The organism is Sphingobium sp. WTD-1 (assembly GCF_030128825.1).
Classification (GTDB): domain Bacteria; phylum Pseudomonadota; class Alphaproteobacteria; order Sphingomonadales; family Sphingomonadaceae; genus Sphingobium.
Map to the genome: position 1 here is coordinate 869,234 of NZ_CP119127.1, position 20,316 is coordinate 889,549.

At 65.0% G+C, this 20,316-nt stretch carries 18 protein-coding genes; 13 read left to right on the top strand and 5 right to left on the bottom strand.

The window, feature by feature from the left end; all coding sequences use genetic code 11:
* Positions 1-35: 35 nt before the first annotated feature.
* The 5 genes from leuS to N6H05_RS04430 all read left to right on the top strand — a co-directional run bounded on the left by leuS (position 36) and on the right by N6H05_RS04430 (position 6,915).
* Positions 36-2,549 carry a leucine--tRNA ligase gene (gene leuS, locus N6H05_RS04410; protein WP_284112857.1) on the top strand — a complete coding sequence of 838 codons (2,514 nt, stop codon included), beginning with the start codon at positions 36-38 and terminating at the stop codon, positions 2,547-2,549.
* 64 nt (positions 2,550-2,613) lie between these two features.
* Positions 2,614-3,159: an LPS assembly lipoprotein LptE gene (gene lptE, locus N6H05_RS04415; RefSeq protein WP_284112858.1), complete on the top strand. Its 546-nt coding sequence runs from the start codon at positions 2,614-2,616 to the stop codon at positions 3,157-3,159.
* The gene (holA, locus tag N6H05_RS04420) at positions 3,156-4,184 is read left to right on the top strand and encodes a DNA polymerase III subunit delta (protein ID WP_284112859.1); all 1,029 of its coding nucleotides are present in this window, start codon (positions 3,156-3,158) and stop codon (positions 4,182-4,184) included. Before lptE ends, holA begins: the two co-directional genes overlap by 4 nt.
* A gap of 43 nt (positions 4,185-4,227) precedes the next feature.
* The gene (msrB, locus tag N6H05_RS04425) at positions 4,228-4,632 is read left to right on the top strand and encodes a peptide-methionine (R)-S-oxide reductase MsrB (protein ID WP_004209174.1); all 405 of its coding nucleotides are present in this window, start codon (positions 4,228-4,230) and stop codon (positions 4,630-4,632) included.
* Between the two features lie 189 nt (positions 4,633-4,821).
* Positions 4,822-6,915 (top strand): transglycosylase domain-containing protein, encoded by a 2,094-nt coding sequence (locus tag N6H05_RS04430; RefSeq protein ID WP_284112860.1) that lies wholly within the window; start codon positions 4,822-4,824, stop codon positions 6,913-6,915.
* 9 nt (positions 6,916-6,924) lie between these two features.
* Here the strand turns inward: N6H05_RS04430 and N6H05_RS04435 are convergent, their stop codons facing one another.
* Positions 6,925-7,890, bottom strand: a complete 966-nt coding sequence (locus N6H05_RS04435; RefSeq protein ID WP_284112861.1) for a retroviral-like aspartic protease family protein — start codon at positions 7,888-7,890, stop codon at positions 6,925-6,927.
* A gap of 278 nt (positions 7,891-8,168) precedes the next feature.
* Here N6H05_RS04435 and rho point away from each other — a divergent pair, with 278 nt between their 5' ends.
* Positions 8,169-9,425 (top strand): transcription termination factor Rho, encoded by a 1,257-nt coding sequence (rho, locus tag N6H05_RS04440; RefSeq protein ID WP_004209171.1) that lies wholly within the window; start codon positions 8,169-8,171, stop codon positions 9,423-9,425.
* Between the two features lie 116 nt (positions 9,426-9,541).
* Positions 9,542-10,261, top strand: coding sequence for a YjbE family putative metal transport protein (locus N6H05_RS04445; RefSeq protein ID WP_284112862.1), 720 nt, complete (start codon positions 9,542-9,544; stop codon positions 10,259-10,261).
* 39 nt (positions 10,262-10,300) lie between these two features.
* Here N6H05_RS04445 and N6H05_RS04450 read toward each other — a convergent pair whose 3' ends face one another.
* The 4 genes from N6H05_RS04450 to N6H05_RS04465 all read right to left on the bottom strand — a co-directional run bounded on the left by N6H05_RS04450 (position 10,301) and on the right by N6H05_RS04465 (position 14,290).
* Positions 10,301-11,326 (bottom strand): phytanoyl-CoA dioxygenase family protein, encoded by a 1,026-nt coding sequence (locus N6H05_RS04450; RefSeq protein ID WP_284112863.1) that lies wholly within the window; start codon positions 11,324-11,326, stop codon positions 10,301-10,303.
* 272 nt (positions 11,327-11,598) lie between these two features.
* Positions 11,599-12,429 (bottom strand): class I SAM-dependent methyltransferase, encoded by an 831-nt coding sequence (locus N6H05_RS04455; protein ID WP_284112864.1) that lies wholly within the window; start codon positions 12,427-12,429, stop codon positions 11,599-11,601.
* Positions 12,430-12,617: 188 nt separating this feature from the next.
* Positions 12,618-13,568, bottom strand: coding sequence for a quinone oxidoreductase family protein (locus N6H05_RS04460; RefSeq protein WP_284112865.1), 951 nt, complete (start codon positions 13,566-13,568; stop codon positions 12,618-12,620).
* A 20-nt stretch (positions 13,569-13,588) separates the two neighbouring features.
* Positions 13,589-14,290, bottom strand: coding sequence for a dienelactone hydrolase family protein (locus N6H05_RS04465; RefSeq protein WP_284112866.1), 702 nt, complete (start codon positions 14,288-14,290; stop codon positions 13,589-13,591).
* A gap of 164 nt (positions 14,291-14,454) precedes the next feature.
* On the opposite strand from N6H05_RS04465, the gene N6H05_RS04470 reads away from it, so the two are divergent.
* The 6 genes from N6H05_RS04470 (at position 14,455) to N6H05_RS04495 (ending at position 20,282) form a co-directional block, all read left to right on the top strand.
* Complete coding sequence (locus tag N6H05_RS04470; RefSeq protein WP_004209166.1) at positions 14,455-14,712, top strand: DUF6489 family protein; 258 nt, start codon at positions 14,455-14,457, stop codon at positions 14,710-14,712.
* The gene (gene mnmE, locus N6H05_RS04475; RefSeq protein WP_284112867.1) at positions 14,713-15,999 is read left to right on the top strand and encodes a tRNA uridine-5-carboxymethylaminomethyl(34) synthesis GTPase MnmE; all 1,287 of its coding nucleotides are present in this window, start codon (positions 14,713-14,715) and stop codon (positions 15,997-15,999) included.
* Between the two features lie 89 nt (positions 16,000-16,088).
* On the top strand, positions 16,089-17,939 hold the full coding sequence (gene mnmG / locus N6H05_RS04480; RefSeq protein WP_284112869.1) for a tRNA uridine-5-carboxymethylaminomethyl(34) synthesis enzyme MnmG: 1,851 nt from the start codon (positions 16,089-16,091) through the stop codon (positions 17,937-17,939).
* A complete protein-coding gene (rsmG, locus tag N6H05_RS04485; RefSeq protein WP_284112870.1) occupies positions 17,936-18,577 on the top strand; it encodes a 16S rRNA (guanine(527)-N(7))-methyltransferase RsmG in 642 nt (213 codons plus the stop codon). The genes mnmG and rsmG overlap by 4 nt, the downstream gene beginning before the upstream one ends.
* Positions 18,574-19,356: a ParA family protein gene (locus N6H05_RS04490; RefSeq protein ID WP_004209162.1), complete on the top strand. Its 783-nt coding sequence runs from the start codon at positions 18,574-18,576 to the stop codon at positions 19,354-19,356. Before rsmG ends, N6H05_RS04490 begins: the two co-directional genes overlap by 4 nt.
* On the top strand, positions 19,353-20,282 hold the full coding sequence (locus tag N6H05_RS04495; protein ID WP_284112871.1) for a ParB/RepB/Spo0J family partition protein: 930 nt from the start codon (positions 19,353-19,355) through the stop codon (positions 20,280-20,282). Before N6H05_RS04490 ends, N6H05_RS04495 begins: the two co-directional genes overlap by 4 nt.
* The last annotated feature ends 34 nt before the right edge of the window (positions 20,283-20,316 follow it).

Here is a 20,316-nt window from a genome sequence, read left to right on the forward strand (position 1 = left end):
GGAGCCCAGCCCGCTTGCATTTGTAAGGACATGACATGCAAAGGCGCTTCAACCCGCTGGAGGCCGACGCCCGCTGGCAGGCCGTCTGGGACGAGAAGCAGAGCTTCAAGGCGGACGATGCCTCGACGAAGCCGCGCAGCTACGTGCTGGAGATGTTCCCTTATCCGTCGGGGCGCATCCATATCGGTCATGTCCGCAATTACTCGATGGGCGACGTGCTGGCGCGCTTCCGCCGGATGACCGGCCATGAAGTGCTGCATCCGATGGGCTGGGACGCGTTCGGCATGCCGGCCGAAAATGCGGCGATGGAAAAGAAGGTGCATCCGGGCGAATGGACCCGGTCCAACATCGCCAATATGCGCGCGCAGCTGAAGAAGCTGGGCTTCGCGATCGACTGGAGTCGCGAACTCGCCACCTGCGAGCCGGGCTATTATGGCCATGAACAGGCGCTGTTCCTGGACATGCTGGAATCGGGCCTGGTCTATCGCAAGGAAAGCCAGGTCAACTGGGATCCGGTCGACATGACCGTGCTGGCGAACGAGCAGGTGATCGACGGGCGCGGCTGGCGCTCGGGCGCGCTGGTCGAGAAGCGCAAGCTCAACCAGTGGTTCCTCAAGATCACCCAGTTTGCCGACGATCTGCTGGAGGGCCTCCAGACGCTCGACCAGTGGCCCGACAAGGTGCGGACCATGCAGGAAAAATGGATCGGCAAGTCGGTCGGCCTGCAGTTCAGCTTCAAGCCGGTCGCGCCGTTCGACAGCGCGATCGAGGTCTATTCGACCCGCCCCGACACCATCTTCGGCGCCAGCTTCGTCGCGATCGCGGCCGACCATCCGGTCGCGCAGGCCGTTGCCGCGAACAATCCCGATGCCGTTGCCTTCATCGAGAAGTGCAAGGAAGGCGGCACCACCGCCGCCGAGCTGGAAACGGCGGAGAAGCTGGGCTTCGACACCGGCTTGACGGTTGCGCATCCGTTCGATCCCGATTGGCACCTGCCCGTCTTCATCGCCAATTTCGTGCTGATGGACTATGGCACCGGCGCCGTCATGGGCGTGCCCGCACATGACCAGCGCGACCTCGACTTCGCGCGCAAATATATGCTGCCGGTCGAGCGCGTCGTCGCGCTGGACGGCGAAGCCGACAAGCCGATCCATGACGAGGCCTATACCGGCCCCGGCCATCTGGTTAACTCGCGCTTCCTGGACGGCATGGCGGTCGAAGCCGCCAAGGCCGCCGTCATCGCCCGCGCCGAGGGCGAAGGCTGGGGCGCGGGCAAGACCGTGTTCCGCCTGCGCGACTGGGGCGTGTCGCGCCAGCGTTACTGGGGCACCCCGATCCCGGTCATCCATTGCGATGATTGTGGTGTGGTGGGCGTGCCCAAGGACCAGCTGCCGGTGAAGCTGCCTGAGGATGTGACCTTCGACATTCCTGGCAATCCGCTGGATCGTCACCCGACCTGGAAGCATGTCGATTGCCCGTCCTGTGGCAAGCCGGCGCGGCGCGAGACCGACACGCTCGACACCTTCGCGGATTCGAGCTGGTATTTTATCCGCTTCGCCAGCCAGCCCGACGACAAGCCGTTCGATCGTGCGACGGTCGAGCAGTGGCTGCCGGTCGGCCAATATATTGGCGGCGTTGAACATGCGATCCTGCATCTTCTCTACGCCCGTTTCTGGACCCGCGCGCTGCAGCATATGGGCCAGCTCGGCTTTGCCGAGCCGTTCACCGGCCTGTTCACCCAGGGCATGGTGACGCACGAGACCTACAAGGCCGGCGATGGCAGCTGGCTGTCGCCGCAGGAGATCAAGAAGTCCGGCGACGACTATATCCATATCGAGAGCGGAGCGCCGGTGAGCGTCGGCCGCGTCGAGAAGATGTCCAAGTCGAAGAAGAATGTCGTCGATCCCGATGACATCATCGAGCAGTATGGCGCCGACGCCGTACGCTGGTTCATGCTGTCGGACAGCCCGCCCGAGCGCGACCTGCCCTGGACCGAGGCCGGCATCGAGGGCAGCTGGCGCTTCGTCAACCGCGTCTGGCGCCTGTTCGGCGAAGCCGATGCGGCGGCAGAGGGCCAGGACAAGGCGCTGGACCGCAAGCTGCACCAGACGATCGACGGCGTCGCCAAGGATATCGAGGCGCTGGGCTTCAACAAGGCCGTCGCCAAGATCTATGAGCTGGTGAACGCGATCGAGAAGGCCAAGCCGTCGGCCAGCCGCACCGCGGCGATCCGCGCGCTGGCGCTGCTGGTGGCGCCGATGACCCCGCATCTGGCCGAAGAGGGCTGGGCCGAGATGGCGCAGCCGGGCCTGATCGCCGAAGCCGCCTGGCCGGCGGTCGATCCGGCGCTGCTGGTCGAGGATGAAGTGACCATCGCCTGCCAGGTGATGGGCAAGCTGCGCGACACCATCACCGTCCCCAAGGGTACGCCGAAGGACGAACTGGAAAAGCTGGCGCTGGCCGCGCCGAACGTCGTTCGCACGCTGGATGGCGCCACCCCCAAGAAGGTGATCGTGGTGCCCGACCGTCTGGTCAATCTGGTCATCTGACCTGTGCCCGTCACCCCGACCTTTGGTTCGACAAGGGCGGGGTGACGGGATAAGGATCATGCCCATGAAGCGCATCCTTCCCCTCGTCGCCCTCACTCTTCTTACCGCCTGCGGGCTGCGCCCGGTCTATGGCGGCGGCAGCCATGGCGCGGTGGCGCAGGGGCTGGGCCATGTCGAGGTGCAGGATATTGCGGGCAAGGGCGGCTGGTTGATGCGCAATGCGCTCAACGACCGGCTGGGCGCGATCAGCAATGGTTCCGGCCCCAGCTACAAGCTGGTGGTGAAGCTGGATGACCAGATCAGCGGTTTCGGTTTGCGGTCCGACGCGGCCATCACCCGCGAGCGGCGCACGCTGCGGGCGCGCTATCAGCTGATCGACGAAGCGACCGGCGCGCAGGTGCTGGACGATAGCGCCGGGTCGGACGCCGGCATCAACGCGACGTCGAGCGAATATGCGACGATCGCGGCGGAAGACACGGCGCTGGAGCGGCTGTCGGAGATCGTTGCCGACCAGATTGTCACCCGCCTGGCGCTGTATGCGACGCGCAAGGAAGGCGCCCAGGTGGCGCCATCGTCGGCCCCATCGTCGGCGGCATCGACCGGCCAGTGAAAGCCAATCGCGGCCAGATAGAAAAGGCGCTCGATGCGCCGCCGTCGGATATCCGCTTCTTCCTGCTCTATGGTCCTGACGAGGCGGGCAGCACCGCGCTTGCCAAGCGGCTGGAGCGGGCGATGGGGCCGGGGGCCGAGCGGGTCGATCTGGACGTGGCCACGCTGCGCGAGGATCCGGCACGGCTGGCGGACGAGGCGGCGTCCTTCTCCATGTTCGGCGACAAGCGCTGGGTGCGGATCAACGGCATGGGCGATGAATCGCTGCCGGCGGTCACGGCGTTGCTGGAGGCGGAGGCGGCGGGCAATCCGGTGATCGCGATCGCGGGCGCGCTCAAGGCGACGTCGAAGCTGGTCAAGCTGGCGCTCGACCATAAGGGCTGCATGGCCTTCATCTCCTATCAGCCCGATGCCCGCGAGGCGGAGCAGATCGCGATGGCGACCGCGCGCGAGAACGGCCTGCGCCTGCCGCAGGAACTGGCGCGCCGCATCGTCGACCTGGCCAATGGCGACCGGGCGCTGATGGGAATCGAGATCGAGAAGCTGGTCCTCTATCTCGACGCCGCGCCGGAACAGCCGCGCGAGGCGACGGCGGAGGCGCTGGACGCATTGTCGGCCGACAATCCCGATTCCGATGCGGCGCCGCTGGTCAATGCGGTGCTGGGCGGCGACCTTCGGGCGATGCACAAGGAACTCAACAATCTGGCGGAGATCGGCGCGGCCATGGCGTCGGTGATCCGGCCGCTGCTGACCCGTGCCATGCTGATCGCCAATATCCGCGCCGATTTCGACAGTAGCGGACGGCTGGAGGCGGCGGTGGAATCGGCCGGCAAGGCGGTCTTCTGGAAGGAGAAGGGGCTGGTCACCCGCCAGGTGCGGCTCTGGGACGCGACCGGTATCGCCCGCGTCATCCAGCGCCTGGCCCAGGCCGAACGGTCCAGCCGTGGCGGCAAGGGGCTGGGCGACCTGCTGGTGCGGCACGAGCTGCTGGCGATCGCCCGACAGGCGGCGCGCGAGCGGGCCTGATCGCGGACTTGATAAGGGCTTCGGCGGACGCCATATTGCGGCCATGGAAAAGCTGGACCTGAGCGAAGCCGAATGGCGTGCGCGCCTTTCCCCCGAACAATATCATGTGCTGCGCGAAGCGGGCACCGAACGGGCCTTCACCGGCAAATATAACAGCAACAAGGCGGACGGCGTCTATTATTGCGCCGGTTGCGGCGCGGAGCTGTTCGATGCCGAGGAAAAATATGACAGCGGGTCGGGTTGGCCCAGCTTCACCGCGCCGGTCGATATCGACGCGGTCGAGGAAATTCGCGATGCCAGCCATGGCATGATCCGCACCGAGGTGCGCTGCGCCACCTGCGAGGGCCATCTGGGCCATGTCTTCCCTGACGGCCCCGGCGTCAACGGCCTGCGTTACTGCATGAACAGCGCGTCGCTGGATTTCAAGTCGCGCGACGACGCGGAATAAGAACGACAGAGGGACGGACCGCTGCGGGGCGGGGCAGCATGTCCTGCCCGCCCCGGCTTGTTCGGACCTCCACCGATAATATTCATCGCGGGTAAAGCCGCATCATCCTTACAGACCGGGGAGTTTTCCGGACGAGCGCCCTGATTTGCGCTGGTCCGGGCCGGTAATAGCGCGTATCCGGGGCGGCAAATGGCACGATCTGACAAGAGCAAGAAGGCGCCGGGCAAGGCGAAGAAATGGCTGGTGCGCGGGCTCAAGATCGGTCTGGTCGGCGCCTTTGCCGGTCTGGTCGCGATCGGCGTGGCCGTGTTCATCGCGATGCAGTCGCTGCCCGATTATAACAGCCTCAAATCCTCCCCCAATGGCCAGATGATCCGCGTCCATGCGGCGGACGGATCGGTCATCGTCTCCCTGGGGCCGAGCTTCGGCCGCTGGCTGAGCTATGACCAGATTCCCTCGGTCATGGTCGATGCGATGGTGTCGACCGAGGATCGCCGTTTCTACATGCACCCCGGCGTCGATCCGGTCGGCATGGCACGCGCGGCCTGGGTCGCGCTGGAACGGCGGGGCAGCGGCCGGCGCTGGCAGGGCGCGTCGACCATCACTCAGCAGGTTGCGCGCAACATCTTCCTCAACAACAGCTATAGCTGGGGCCGCAAGGTCCGCGAGATGGTGCTGGCGATGGCGCTGGAGCGCAAATTCTCCAAGCAGCAGATCCTGGAACTCTATCTCAACAAGGTCTATTTCGGCGGCGGCGCCTATGGCATCGACGCCGCCAGCCGCAAATTCTTCGGCCATCCCGCACAGAGCCTGGACCTGCCCGAGGCGGCGATCATCGCTGGCCTGGTGAAGGCGCCGTCCAGTTACTCCCCCACCGCCGATGCCGAGGCCGCGATCGGCCGCGCCGGCGTGGTGCTCGACCTGATGCAGGAAAATGGCAAGATCAGCGCTACCGATCATGCCAATGCCAATCTGGACGGCGTGCGCATGGCGCCCGAGCCGCCGCAGAACAGCGTGCGCTATTTCACCGACTGGGCGCTGCCGCAGCTCGATACGCTGATCGACGAGCCCAATGAGCCGCTGGAAGTCTATACCACCATTGACCTTGGCATGCAGAATGCGGCGACCGCTGCAGTGAAGGCCAATGTGTCGAACGGCATGCAGGGCGCGCTGGTCAGCCTGGACCGCGACGGGGCGGTGCGCGCCATGGTCGGCGGGCTCGACTATGTGACGTCCAACTATAACCGTGCGACGACCGCCGTGCGTCAGCCCGGTTCGGCCTGGAAGATCTTCGTCTATATGGCGGCGCTGGAGGCAGGCTATACGCCCGATACCGGCGTTACCGATGAGCCGGTGACGATCAATGGCTGGAGCCCGCGCAACAGCAATGGCCGCTTTGCCGGCGCGATCGATATCCGCACCGCCTTTGCCTATTCGATCAACACGGTCGCGGCGAAGCTGGGCGTGGAGGTCGGCTTCCCGACCGTCGCCGACATGGCGCGCCGCTTCGGCATCACCACGCCGATCAACACCCACCCCTCGATGGTGCTGGGCACGTCGGATGTGCGGCTGATCGACATGACCCGCGCCTTCGCCTCGATCGCGCGCAAGGGCGTGGCGGTGACCCCCTATGGCATCACCAAGGTGACGACCGCCGACGGGCGGATGCTCTACCAGCATCAGGATGACACCAGCCGCGTGCTGGTGGCGCCCTGGGTCGCGGCGGGCATGACCGACCTGATGCAGACGGCGGTCAGTACCGGCACCGGCAGGGCGGCGCAGATCGGTCGCCCGGTCGCGGGCAAGACCGGCACCACCAACAGCGGCAAGGATGGATGGTTCCTGGGCTTTTCCAGCGGTATCACCACCGGCGTCTGGGTCGGCCGGGATGACGCCAAGGCGGTGCCTTCGCTCTATGGCGGTCGCGCGCCCGCCCACGCCTTCGCCGATTATATGAAGGTCGCCGTCGCCAAGCGGCCGGTGGAGCAGTTCGAGACCCAGGTCACCCTGCCCGAATGGCAGCTGGAGCCGGACGAGGAAGCCTATTACGGCCAGCCGGACAACGGCATGGAAGGCGGCATGATGGTCGATGAAAATGGCCTGCCGATCGACCGTGCCCGGCCGGCCGGCAGCGAGGCGGAGGATGGCGAGGAGGCGGCCCAGCCCGATCCGGCCGATCGCCCCGCGCCGCCGCGCCTGGACCAGCAGTGGATCGACAATGTGCTGGGCCGCACGCCGCGCCAGCGCCAGCCGGCCCAGCAGCAGCGACCCGACAATCCCTGATCTTGTGCCTCAGCGTCCCTGACGGGGCGCTGAGGCGGCCAGCCGGACCGGATCGAGCGCACCGGTATCGGGCAGCAGGAAATCGACCTTGCCCCGGCCGAAGTCGATTGCCACCCGGTCGAACAGCCGCAGCGCGTTCATCCCCAGCATCAGCGCGGGCTTGTCGGCCAGGCCCAGCTCGGCAAAGGGGCTGGCCTCGGCGAACAGCACTGGCACGCCGGTCAGCTTGACCCGGCCCATGCGCACGAAATCCAGCCGCCCGACATCGCCGGTCAGCGTGTCGCCGGTCACGCTGATCAGGCTGGCCTGCAGCAGTTCGGGCGCGCGCTTCTTGCGCACCAGCTTGTCGCGCAGCGCCAGATTGCCGACGCTGAAATTGGCGCCGGTATCCAGGATGATGTTCACCTTCATCCCGTTGACGTCGGAATCGAGCAGGATCAGCTGTCCCTTGCGCCGGCGCGCCTCGACGATGATCGCATCGGGATCGCGCGGGGGCAGGCGGCGGCTTTCGCTGATCTCCATCCGACCGGTGCGGAAATTGAGCAGCACCCGCTTGGCATGCAGGCTGTCGAGGCCGAGCAGCCCGGCGGCGCCCAGATGCTCGCCGTTCAGCACCGGCGCCTCTATATCATCCACCGTGGTTGCGCCGAAGCCAAGCCGGGGCACGGCGACGGTCGGCACCTCCGCCTTGCCGGTCATGCTGAGGATGGTGACGATCCGCCGATTGGGCAAGGCGAGCCGGTCGGCCAGGTCGCGGGCGATGACCGTGCGCTGCGAGCCGGTGTCGATCACGAAGTTCCACGGCCCCTTGCCGTCGATATTGATGGGAATGGTGACGCGATCGTCGAGCGAGGGGCCGGTGCGGATGACGGTAGGCGGTATGTCGGGATCGAGCGGGGGGCTGTCCTGCGCGGCGAGTGGCAGCGCGGTGAGCGCGCCCGTGGCGATCGCCATCAGGGCACGGAAATAACGCATTTCCTCATCCTTCCGATATTTTATGTCTCATCATATCATGGGGCAGGATATGTCGTCCATCGCCGCAGATGGGGCACCACCTGTCGAAAATCCCCGGATAGCCGATGATTTCAGGCGGAATAGGGAAATGTCCTCGCTTGACTTGGGGGCCGGGCGCTCGCTAAACGCCGACTATTCCCCTCGCCCGTCCGGCGCGAGGCTTTCCCGAGACATTGACCGGGCAAAATCTCCTTTCTTACCCGGCTATTCTATCCCTCACTCCATCGGACCGACTCGCAATGCATCTCAAGGACCTCAAGAAGACAGTTCCCGCCGACCTCGTCACCATGGCGGAAGAACTGGGCGTCGAGGGCGCATCGACCCTGCGCAAACAGGATCTGATGTTCGCCATCCTGAAGGCCGAGGCCGAAAATGGCGCGCAGATCATGGGTGAGGGCACGATCGAGGTGCTGCCGGACGGCTTCGGCTTCCTGCGCAGCCCGGAGGCGAATTTCCTCGCTGGTCCCGACGACATCTATGTCTCGCCCAACCAGGTCCGTCGCTTCGGCCTGCGCACCGGCGACACGGTCGAAGGCGAGATCCGCGCGCCCAAGGATGGCGAGCGTTATTTCGCCCTGACCAAGCTGCTGTCGGTCAATTTCGATGATCCGGACGTCGTCCGCCATCGCGTCAATTTCGACAACCTGACCCCGCTCTATCCCGAGCAGAAGCTGCGCCTCGACACGCTGGACCCGACCATCAAGGACAAGTCGGCCCGCGTCATCGACATCGTCTCGCCGCAGGGCAAGGGCCAACGTACCCTGATCGTCGCGCCGCCGCGCGTCGGCAAGACGGTGATGCTGCAGAACATCGCCAAGGCCATCACCGACAATCATCCCGAAGTCTTCCTGATCGTCCTGCTGATCGACGAGCGACCGGAAGAAGTCACCGACATGCAGCGCAGCGTGAAGGGCGAGGTCGTTTCCTCGACCTTCGACGAGCCTGCCACCCGCCACGTCCAGGTCGCCGAAATGGTGATCGAGAAAGCCAAGCGACTGGTCGAGCACAAGAAGGATGTCGTCATCCTGCTCGACTCGATCACCCGCCTCGGCCGCGCCTACAACACCGTCGTGCCCTCGTCGGGCAAGGTGCTGACCGGCGGTGTCGATGCCAACGCGCTGCAGCGCCCGAAGCGCTTCTTCGGTGCCGCGCGCAACATCGAGGAGGGCGGCTCGCTCTCGATCATCGCGACCGCGCTGATCGACACCGGCAGCCGCATGGACGAAGTCATCTTCGAAGAGTTCAAGGGCACCGGCAACTCGGAAATCGTGCTGGACCGCAAGGTTGCGGACAAGCGCATCTTCCCGGCGCTGGACGTCGGCAAGTCCGGCACCCGCAAGGAAGAGCTGCTGGTCGAGAAGCCGACGCTCAGCAAGATGTGGGTGCTGCGCCGTATCCTCATGCAGATGGGCACGGTCGACGCGATGGAATTCCTGCTCGACAAGATGAAGGATTCCAAGACCAACGAAGATTTCTTCGCGACCATGAACCAGTAAGCGCGGCGGCGGCTGCGCGGATGTGCGGCCACCCTGCCATATATTTTGCGGTGAGAGCCGGGCCATGTATATGGTCCGGCTTTCTTCATTTTCACATACAGGGACGTTAGGCCGTCATGCTCGACCTTATCGCCACCGCCGCTTCGGCCGCCCAGGGGCTCGGCTCCCCGGCGGATATCTGGCAGCATATCGTCAACGACTTCAGCAATATCGGGACGCCCAGCGCCCTGGCCGCTTTTGGCCAGGTGTTGATGATCGATATCCTGCTGGCGGGCGACAATGCGATCGTCGTTGGCGCGCTGGCCGCCGGCCTGCCGCCCAAGCAGCGCCAGCAGGTCATCCTGATCGGCATCATCGCCGCGCTGGTGCTGCGCATCGGCTTCGCGCTGGTGGTCAGCCAGTTGATGCAGATTGTCGGCCTGATCCTGGCCGGCGGCCTGCTGCTGCTGTGGGTCAGCTGGAAGATGTGGCGCGAGCTGCGGCCCAATGCCGGGGCGCATACGCCTGACGATCCGAGCGACGATGATGTGTCGGGCGTGCGCCCGGCCAAGAGCTTTGCCGCCGCCGCCTGGTCGGTGGCGATCGCCGACGTCAGCATGAGCCTGGACAATGTGCTGGCCGTGGCCGGTGCAGCGCGCGATCATCCCGGCATCCTGATCATCGGCCTGATCCTGTCGGTGGCGATGATGGGCATCGCGGCGAACATCATCGCCAAATATATCGAACGCTTCCGCTGGCTGGCCTATCTGGGCCTGGCAGTGATCGTCTATGTTGCCTGCTCGATGATCTATGATGGCATCATGGATCGGTCGGTGGGCGTTTTGACGCTCTTCTGATCGATCCTCTCGACGCTATCGCAATCGGCCCGCCCACGCTCAGTCGTCGGCGGGCCTTTTCATGCCTGCCGGCCGCCAGGGATGGCCGATCCAGCGCGCCACGGCATCGCGCAGCCCCCAGCGCAGATTGATGCGTCGCTCGGTGATACCTGGCAGGCTCCACAGGTCTAACCCTACCAGCGGACGGAAGGGGTTGCGCCGGCCATAGGCCCAGAGTTCGACGCGAGTGGAACGCTGCGTCGCTTCGCCACGCGCATGGAAGCCGAATGTGTCGGCGATCACCAATGTGTTGGCCGGCACCGGAAACTTGCGCGGCGGCGGCAGGCCAAGACCGGCCAGCTCGGTTTCCTCGATCCGCAGCGATCCGCGGGCCGACAGGCGGCAATCACCATCGCGTGCTGTCAGGCTGCGCTGCTTTTCCCATGTCGCGCGCGCCGGAGTCAGTCGGTGCGATCCGGGCACATAGGTGAAGGGGCCACCTTCGGTCGGGACGTCCTCCAGAAACAGCCAGGCCTTCATCGCGGGATGGAAGGTATCAGCATGCAGTCGGGTCTGCGGATCAGGCGCGCCGTCCCGTCGATGGGTAAGAATGGTCTGGATGTAGATCAGCGGCTCTACGTTAAAGCTTGCTGCATAGCGCGCCAGCGCACGCCAGCGAGGGTGACCTAGGAAGTTTGCCAATGCCGGGATGGCGCGCTGGGCAGCACCGTCCACCGCATAACGGCGGGTGATGGTATGGCCCTGTGCCATTTCACGTGGAACAGCCTGATAGGCTGCAATCTGCTCCTGCAAGGCGGCAAACTGCTCCGGCGGCAGGAAGTCGCGAATCTCGATGAAACCGTCGCGATCAAAGGCGAGGCGATCAGCCGGGGATAGAAGAGCGGCCAATCGCGATCGACGGCGGGCAGTCATGCACTGGGCGAGCCTGACGCGCCCGACATGCAGACCGAGTGCGTTGAGCCGGGGGGAGCCGATCAGGGGATTGTCGAGGAAGGATTTGGCGCCCGTCGCCAATTGCAGGGTCCACCAGGGAAGCAGCAGCAACCTGGTCAAGATATGTGGCATATTCTTCTTATTGGACAGGATCATCGCCTTGGCAAATACTGCAATTGCGAACCGATGGGTAAGGCTTTTCCCATGGTGTCCCAAAAAGAAGAGGGTGGTTCATGCTCTCTTTTCCGCAGTGTCTTGGGAGGGTGACCATTCGCCTGCGCCATTATTGGAATGTCATCTGAAACGCGAACGACCGGGAATTGCCGTTGTGGCAATTCCCGGTCGGAGGAGGTTGAACCGGATCGACGCTTCGGGTTGCTGCGATCCGGTCACACTTACTGGCTTCAGGCAACGGTCCTGCGATCGACGGTCTGCGCGAACTTGACCTTATCCTTTGCGACCAGTTCGGGCAGCTTGGTACAGATCATCATGTCCTGCAGGGCCGAGCCAACGCCACCGCCCATCCAGCCACCATATTCAACCTTGGTGATGGCCATGCCGGCATCCCACACCATCTTTTCGATCAGCTGGCGGTCAAAGGCGATGAAGGCCAGCGGATCATCCTTGTGACCGATGAGAACATCGCCACCATCTTCGAAAACATGGTCTTCGAACGGGAATACCGACTGTCCCTGTTCGATCATGTGCCGAGAATAGCGATTCAATTCAAAGCAGGTCATGAGGAAGCGGCCGCCGGGAACCATCATGCTGGAAATGAATTTGAGCAGGCCGCCGAAATCTTCCTTGGTGACATGGGTGAAGACGGAGAAGGCATAGCCATCGGTGAAATGCGATGCATATTCCTTCGACAATTGCGCTTTGGGTTTCCGAACCTCGTTGCCGATGAACTGATCATAATGATCATTGCTGTCATCGATCAGCTCGAACTTGGTATTGTTGAACCGGGTCGCAATCTCGCTCCGGCAGAAATCGATGACCGGGGGCATGATGTCCATCCCGACGATTTCGGCCAATGGATGCGTCTTGCGCAGAGACGCCAGGCCTCGACCGATACCGCAGCCGAAATCGAGAATTCGACTGTCATTAGTAATCGGCAGAAGGTGGCGCATATAATGGGCCGATGCGTCTCCAACACTTTCTGGATCAGTGCCGCCAACCCAATCATTCATGGGGCTTTTACGCATGAGTTCGAACAACTCTACGGTGGACTGCATCGATTACTCCTCTGTTCGCATTATCATTTGTACGGTCGCGTACAATGTGGTTCGGACGTCTTGAGAGAACATTCTTTATAATTTTCAATCAATGACATGCTTGAAACATGTCATTTTGGCCGATTGAAATGGGTTGATGCCTCAGATGCTTGGCCATTCATAGTCAATCATTTGGCATGTGATGTCGTTTACGGAATAAAAATTGTGCTGCCGGTCGTCTGGCGCCCTTCCAGTGCGCGATGGGCATCCGCGGCATCGGCGAGAGCGAAGCTCTGGCCGATCTGCGCTGACACGATCCCGCGCGCCATGCGATCGAATAGCCGCTCAGCGGTGTTGGCCAGATCCTCGGCCGTCGCGACGTAGTCGAACAGGGTCGGGCGGCTGACATAGAGCGAGCCGTTGCGGCTGAGATCGAGCAGGCTGATCGGCGGGACGGCACCCGACGCATTGCCATAGCTGACCAGCAGGCCGCGGCGGCGCAGGCTGGCGAGCGAGGCGGCCCAACTGTCCTTGCCGACGCCATCATAGGCAACGGCGACACCCTTGCCGTCGGTCAGGTCGCGCACCTGCGCAGCCAGATCGTCGAGCGGACCGGACAGGCTATGGTCAGCATTTACCCTGGCTGCCTTTTCGGGCGATCCGCTATGGGCGATCACGACCACGCCCTTGTCGCGCAGCCAGGGCACCAGTACCGATCCGACACCGCCGGCGGCGGCATGGACCAAGGCGACATCGCCGGGCAGCAGGTCGATCATGTCCTCGGCCAGATAACAGGCGGTCATGCCCTTGAGCATCATTGCGGCGGCATCGCGCGTGCTGACTGCATCGGGGATGCGCACCACGCGATCGGCCGGAACGATGCGGTGGGTGGCATAGGCGCCCAGGCCGGCGGCGCAGCCGACCTTGTCGCCCACGGCAATGCCGCTGACGCCCGCACCAACCGCAACGACGTGGCCCGCACCTTCCGATCCCAGCGTCAGGGGCAGGGGGGCGGGGTAGAGGCCGGTGCGATAATAGGTGTCGATGAAATTGAGGCCGACCGCATCCTGCGCGATCAGCACCTCGCCTTCACCGGGCGTGCCCGGATCGAAACGCTCGCGCTCGATCGACTCGGGCCCGCCATGGGCCCGGACGATCATCCGCCATGCATCCCCCGACATCAGGCGAGCGTCTGCGCGAAGAAGTCGGCGGTGCGACGGTCGGCCAATTGCGCGGCTTCCTCGACGCGGCGATCGCCCATCTCGGCGGCGAAGCCATGATCCAGCCCTTCATAATCATGCAGGGTGACGTGACGGTTGTCCTTCAGCCCGTCATGCATCTTGGCCTGGACGTCGGCGGGGACGAAGCCGTCATGGGTCGGGATATGCAGCATGGTCGGCTTGCCGATGGCATGCTGTTCGCCCAGCAGCCCGTCGATGCCTACGCCATAATAGCCGACAAAGGCATCGCCATCGGTGCGGCAGGCGGTCATGAAGGCAACGCGGCCGCCCAGGCAATAGCCGACGACGCCGACCTTGGCCGGGCCTTCCAGCATCGCGCGCGCGGCGCGGATGGTCGCCTCGATATCGCGGACGCCCTGATCCTGGTTGAAGCGGGGGATATAGTCGAGCGCCTGCTGCATTTGTTCGGGGATGTCAGCGTCCAGCTCGATATGCGGATCGATGCGCCAGAACAGGTCGGGCGCGATCGCCAGATAACCGGCGCGGGCCCAGCTGTCGCACTTGCGGCGGATGCCTTCATTGACGCCGAAAATTTCCTGGATGACGATGATCGCCGCCTTGGTCGGGCTGTCGGGCGTGGCGACATAGGCGTCGAACTGGCCGTCGCCTTCCAGCGTCTTGATCGGAATATAGTCTGCCATGGGATATCCTTCCGCCTTGGGGAGTCTGTTGGTCGAGGCGCATATTGGCGCCTTGGGCGAGGGGCGCAAGCGCGCTGTCGCGCCCAAAAAATTTGCCATCGCCGGCCTGTTTGCGGCATGAGATGGAGCGACAGGCGGATGACCGCGACAGGGAAGGGCAGTAGATGAAAGTGACCGTCGACGTGGATTGCACCCCGGCCGAGGCGCGCGCCTTTCTGGGCCTGCCGGACGTCAGCCCCATCCACGACAAATATATCAAGACGATGCTCGACAGCATGGACGGTATTGGCAGCGTCGAGCAGATGGAGACGCTGTTCAAGAGCTTCTCGCCGATGGGCGATGCGGGCGTGCGGCTGTTCAAGCAGATGATGGATATTGGCCTGTCCGGCATGGCGGGCAAGAATGGCGACAAGAAGGATTAAGTGAGCGAGACGATCTTCGCCCTGTCGAGCGGTGCGCCGCCGGCGGGGATTGGCGTGGTGCGCGTCAGCGGCCCGATGGCGGGCAATGCGTTGCAGGCGCTGGCCGGGCGACTGCCCACCCCCCGCATGGCGAGCCTGGCGCTGCTGAGCGATCCGCGCGACGGTGCGCCGCTCGACCGGGCGCTGCTCTTGTGGTTGCCGGGACCGGGCACCGTGACGGGCGAGGATATGGCCGAGCTACATTGTCATGGCGGCCGTGCGGTGATCGCGGCGGTCGAGGCAGCGCTGGGCGCGATGCCAGAGTTGCGCCGCGCAACTGCGGGCGAGTTCACCCGTCGTGCCTTTGCCCGTGGCCGCATGGACCTGAACGAGGTCGAGGGACTGGCCGACCTGCTGGCGGCGGAGACGCAGCAGCAGCGGCGTGCGGCGCTGGCGATGATGGAGGGCCATTTCTCGCAGCGGATCGACGGCTGGCGGATGCGGCTGCTCGACCTGTCGGCAATGGCTGAAGCGGCGCTCGACTTCTCCGACGAGGATGATGTGCCCGATGCCGATATCGAGGCGCGGATCGGGCAGGGGGTGATGGCACTGGCGGATGATGTCGGCGCGCTGTTATCCGCACCTTCTGCCGAGCGGCTGCGTGACGGCATTCGGGTGGTGTTGGCCGGGCCGCCCAATGCCGGCAAGTCGACCTTGCTCAACCGGCTGGTGGGGCGCGAGGCGGCGATCGTGTCCGACATTGCCGGCACCACCCGCGACCGGATCGAGGTGCCCGCCGCGATCGGCGGCACCGCCTTCCTGTTCACCGACACGGCCGGGCTGCGCGACGAGACCGGCGATGCGATCGAGGCGATCGGCATCGATCGCGCACGCGCCGCGCTGGAGGCGGCGGATATCATCCTGTGGCTGGGCGACCCGGCCGAGGCGCCGCGCGAGGATGCGCTGCTGATCGCGGCGCAGAGCGATGTCGCGCTATATGGTTCCGACCGGCTCGGCCTGCGTCTGTCGGCGCGGACGGGGGAGGGGGTGGACGCGCTTGTGACGATGCTGCTCGATCGGGCGGCGACGCTGCTGCCGGGCGAGGGCGACTATGCCCTGCATGCGCGGCAACGGGACGGCGTGCGCCAGCTGCACGATCATCTGCTCGCGGCAGGAGTAGCCCGCGACCTGCTGGTGCTGGCGGAGGAATTGCGACTGGGGCGGCGGACGATCGATGCGCTGACCGGACAGGCAGGGACCGAGGATATGCTCGACCGTCTCTTCTCGGGATTCTGTATCGGGAAGTGAGCGAAATTTACGCGTGTGATGGCTGATAGTGCGATGTTCCACGTGGAACGCTTTTGACCGCAGGCCCCCGAATCTGATATGGGGCCGCCATGCGAACAAGCTATGATGTGATCGTGGTCGGTGGCGGCCATGCCGGCTGCGAGGCGGCCGCTGCGGCAGCGCGCAAGGGTGCGGCGGTGGCGCTGCTGACCTTCGAGCGGGCGACCGTGGGTGCCATGTCCTGCAACCCGGCGGTCGGCGGTCTGGGCAAGGGCCATCTGGTCCGTGAAGTCGACGCGCTCGACGGGTTGATTGGCCGCGCCGCTGATGCCGGCGCGATCCATTATCGTATGCTCAACAGCAGCAAGGGCGCCGCCGTGCAGGGGCCGCGCGTACAGGCCGACCGCAAGCGCTACAAGGCGGCGATCCATCAGATGCTCGACGCCCAGGCGGGACTGGAAATCGTCGAGGGCGAGGCCGTGGGCCTTATCGTCCGGGAGGGCACTGTGGCGGGTCTGGCGCTGGCCGATGGCCGGACGCTGGAGGCGCCTTCGGTCGTGCTGGCGACCGGCACCTTCCTGGGCGGCAAATTGTTCCGCGGTGAGGATGTGGATGTCGGTGGCCGCACCGGCGAGCGGGCGGCAACGGCGCTGGGCGTGCAGTTGCGCGAGATGGGCCTGCCGATCGGGCGGTTGAAGACGGGGACGCCGCCGCGCATCGACGGCCGCACCATCGACTGGGCAGTGCTGGAGGAGCAGGCGTCGGACGGCGAGGGCTGGACCATGTCGCCGCTGTCGGATCATCGGCCGCTGCCGCAACTCGCCTGTGCCATCACCCGCACCAATGAACGGACCCATGCGATCATCCGCGAAGGGCTAGGGCGCTCGCCCCTGTTCAGCGGCGCGATCGAGGGGCGGGGGCCGCGCTATTGCCCGTCGATCGAGGACAAGGTGATCCGCTTCGGCGATCGCGACGGCCATCAGATCTTCCTGGAGCCCGAAGGGCTGGACGATGCGCTGGTCTATCCCAATGGCATCAGCACTTCGCTGCCGGCTGACGTGCAGCTGGCGATGATACGATCGATGCGCGGGCTGGAGCAGGCGGAGATCGTCGTGCCGGGCTATGCTGTCGAATATGACCATATCGATCCGCGTGCGCTGGATGCCAGCCTGGAAGTGCGGGCGCTGCCCGGCCTCTTCTGCGGGGGGCAGATCAATGGCACGACCGGCTATGAGGAGGCGGCGGCCCAGGGGCTGGTCGCCGGCACCAATGCCGCTGCCCGCGCGCGCGACGAGGCGCCGATGATCCTCGATCGGGCCAGCTCCTATATCGGCGTGATGATCGATGATCTGGTGCTGCAGGGCGTGACCGAACCCTATCGCATGCTGACCGCACGGGCCGAATATCGGCTGCGGCTGCGCGCCGACAATGCCGAGACGCGGCTGGGGGACATAGGCCTGGCCCATGGCATCATCGGTCCGGGTCGGGCGGCGCGCTTCGCCGCACGGGCCAGTGCGCGCGCTATGATCGAGGCCGAACTGGCCCGGCCCTATACCGCGACCGAGATGGCGCGGGCAGGGGCGAGTGTGCGGCAGGATGGCGCGCGGCGCAGTCTGTTCGAATGGGCGCGCTTCCCCGAAGTGCAGGCCGACCTGCTGGTGACGCTGGCGCCGAGCCTGGCGGAGGCGCCGGCCGATCTGCGGACGGAGATTTTGGAGGACGCCCATTATGCACCCTATCTCGAACGACAGGATGCGGAAATCGCCGCCCTGCGTCGGGACGAGCGGGTGGCCATTCCGGCGGACTTCGACTTTGCCAGCGTCGGCGGCCTGTCGACCGAGATGATCGAGCGGCTGGACGGCGCCCGTCCCGACACGCTGGCCGCTGCGGGCCGTATCCGCGGCATCACCCCGGCGGCGCTTGCCGCCATCCTTGTCCATGTGCGGCGGAAGGCAGCATGACCGAAGACGAAGCGCGGGCCTGGCTCGATGCGCATTTTGATGTTCCACGTGAAACATGGGATCGGCTGGAGCGCTATGTGTCGCTCTTGCTGTCCGCGATGGACGAGCAGAATCTGATCGCCGAATCGACCCGGCCCCATGTCTGGGCGCGGCATATCGTCGACTCCGCCCAGTTGCTGTTGCATGCCAAGGATGCGGGGGAGGGGCCTTGGATGGACCTGGGTTCCGGTGCCGGCCTGCCCGGCATTGTCGTCGCCAGCATGTCCGACCGGCCGCTGATCATGGTTGAATCGCGCCGCAAGCGGATCGACTTCCTCAATGAGGTGATCGCGGAGCTGGGGCTGGGCACCGCCTCCGTCTTTGGCGGCCGGGTCGAGGTCACGCCGCCGACCAAGTCGGCCGTCATCAGCGCCCGCGCCTATGCGCCGCTGCCCAAATTGCTCCAGTCGGCCCAGCATCTGTCCGATGAAAAGACGATTTGGGTGCTGCCCAAGGGACGAAATGCGCAGAATGAACTGGAGGCCGCGCGTCCGGCATGGCAAGGTGCGTTTCATGTGGAACGCAGCGTGACCGACGCCGACAGCGCCATCATCGTCGCGCGATCCGTCAAACCTGTCAAAAAGAGGGGTCGAGGATGATTTGTATCGCCATCGCCAATCAGAAGGGCGGAGTCGGCAAGACAACCACGGCTATCAATCTGGCGACCGGCCTGGCCGCGACGGGCCTGCGCGTGTTGCTGGTCGATCTCGATCCGCAAGGCAATGCCTCGACCGGGCTGGGCGTCAATCATGCCGATCGCGAACGGTCGAGCTATGACCTGCTGGTCGGCAATTGCGAACTGGACGAAGCGGTCGTCACCACCCGCGTGCCCAAGCTGGACCTGATTCCCGCCACCCAGGACCTGTCGGGCGCCGAGATCGAGCTGATCGACTATGAGCAACGCACCCATCGTCTGGAACGGGTGCTGGCTGAGGCCCCGGCCGGGCGCTGGGACATCTGCCTGATCGACTGCCCGCCCTCGCTCGGCCTGTTGACGGTCAATGCGATGGTCGCTGCGCAATCACTGCTGGTGCCGTTGCAGTGCGAATTCTTCGCGCTGGAGGGGTTGTCGCAGCTGTTGCAGACGGTCGAGCGCATCCGCAGTCGGTTCAACACCGGCCTGTCGATTCTAGGCGTGGCGCTGACCATGTATGATCGCCGCAACCGGCTGACCGATCAGGTCGCCGACGATGTGCGCGCGGTGCTGGGCGACCTCGTCTTCACCACCGTCATTCCGCGCAATGTGCGCCTGTCCGAAGCGCCGAGCCATGGCGTGCCGGCGCTCATCTATGATTTCCGCTGTTCGGGGTCGGAAGCCTATATGCGTCTGGCGCGCGAACTGATCGCGCGTCTTCCCCGGCAGGAGGTAGCGGCTTGAGCGACGAGATTGGGGAAAAGCAGAAGCCGGTAAAGCGGCCGCACGGTCTGGGCCGTGGCCTTTCGGCACTGCTGGGCGATGTGAACCGGGAAGAGCCGGTGGCAGCGAGCGCGAGCAGCGCCGCGCCGTCGAGCAAGGCGGTCCAGAATATCGAGGTCGCGCTGATCCAGCCGCACCCCGAACAGCCGCGCCGGCATTTCGACCAGGACGCGCTGCAGGAACTGGCCGACAGCATCGCCAAGCGCGGCGTGATCCAGCCGATCATCGTCCGCCCCCATGGCGGCGGCTTCCAGATCGTCGCGGGCGAGCGGCGCTGGCGCGCGGCGCAGAAGGCGCAGCTGCACCGCATTCCGGCGATCGTGCGCGACTTCGACGAGCAGGAAACGCTGGAAATCGCGCTGGTCGAGAATATCCAGCGCGAGGATCTCAACCCGATCGAAGAGGCCGAGGCCTATCGCAAGCTGATCGGCGAATTTCATCATAGCCAGGAAGCACTGGGCCGCATCGTCGGCAAGTCGCGCAGCCATATCGCCAATCTGATGCGCCTGCTCGACCTGCCCGATCCGGTGCAGCAGGCGGTGTCGCACGGGCGGATCAGCATGGGCCATGCCCGCGCGCTGATCGGCGTGCCGGGCTGCGAATCGATGGCGCTGATGGTCGAGCAGAAGGGGCTTTCGGTCCGTGAGACCGAGCAGCTGGTGCGCAAGACCAAGAAGGGCGAGGATGCCGAGCCCAAGTCGCGCGGCGCAACTCGCGGTGGCAAGGATGCCGATATCGCCGCACTGGAGCAGCATCTGGCCGATATTCTCGGCCTGAAGGTCGAAATCGCCGATAGCGGCGAGGGGCCAGGCACATTGTCGCTGCGCTATTCGACGCTCGACCAGCTGGATATGCTGTGCCAGCGCCTGTCGGGCGAGCGGATCTAAAAACGCCGCGTCGGTTCGGTCCCGGATGAGGGGG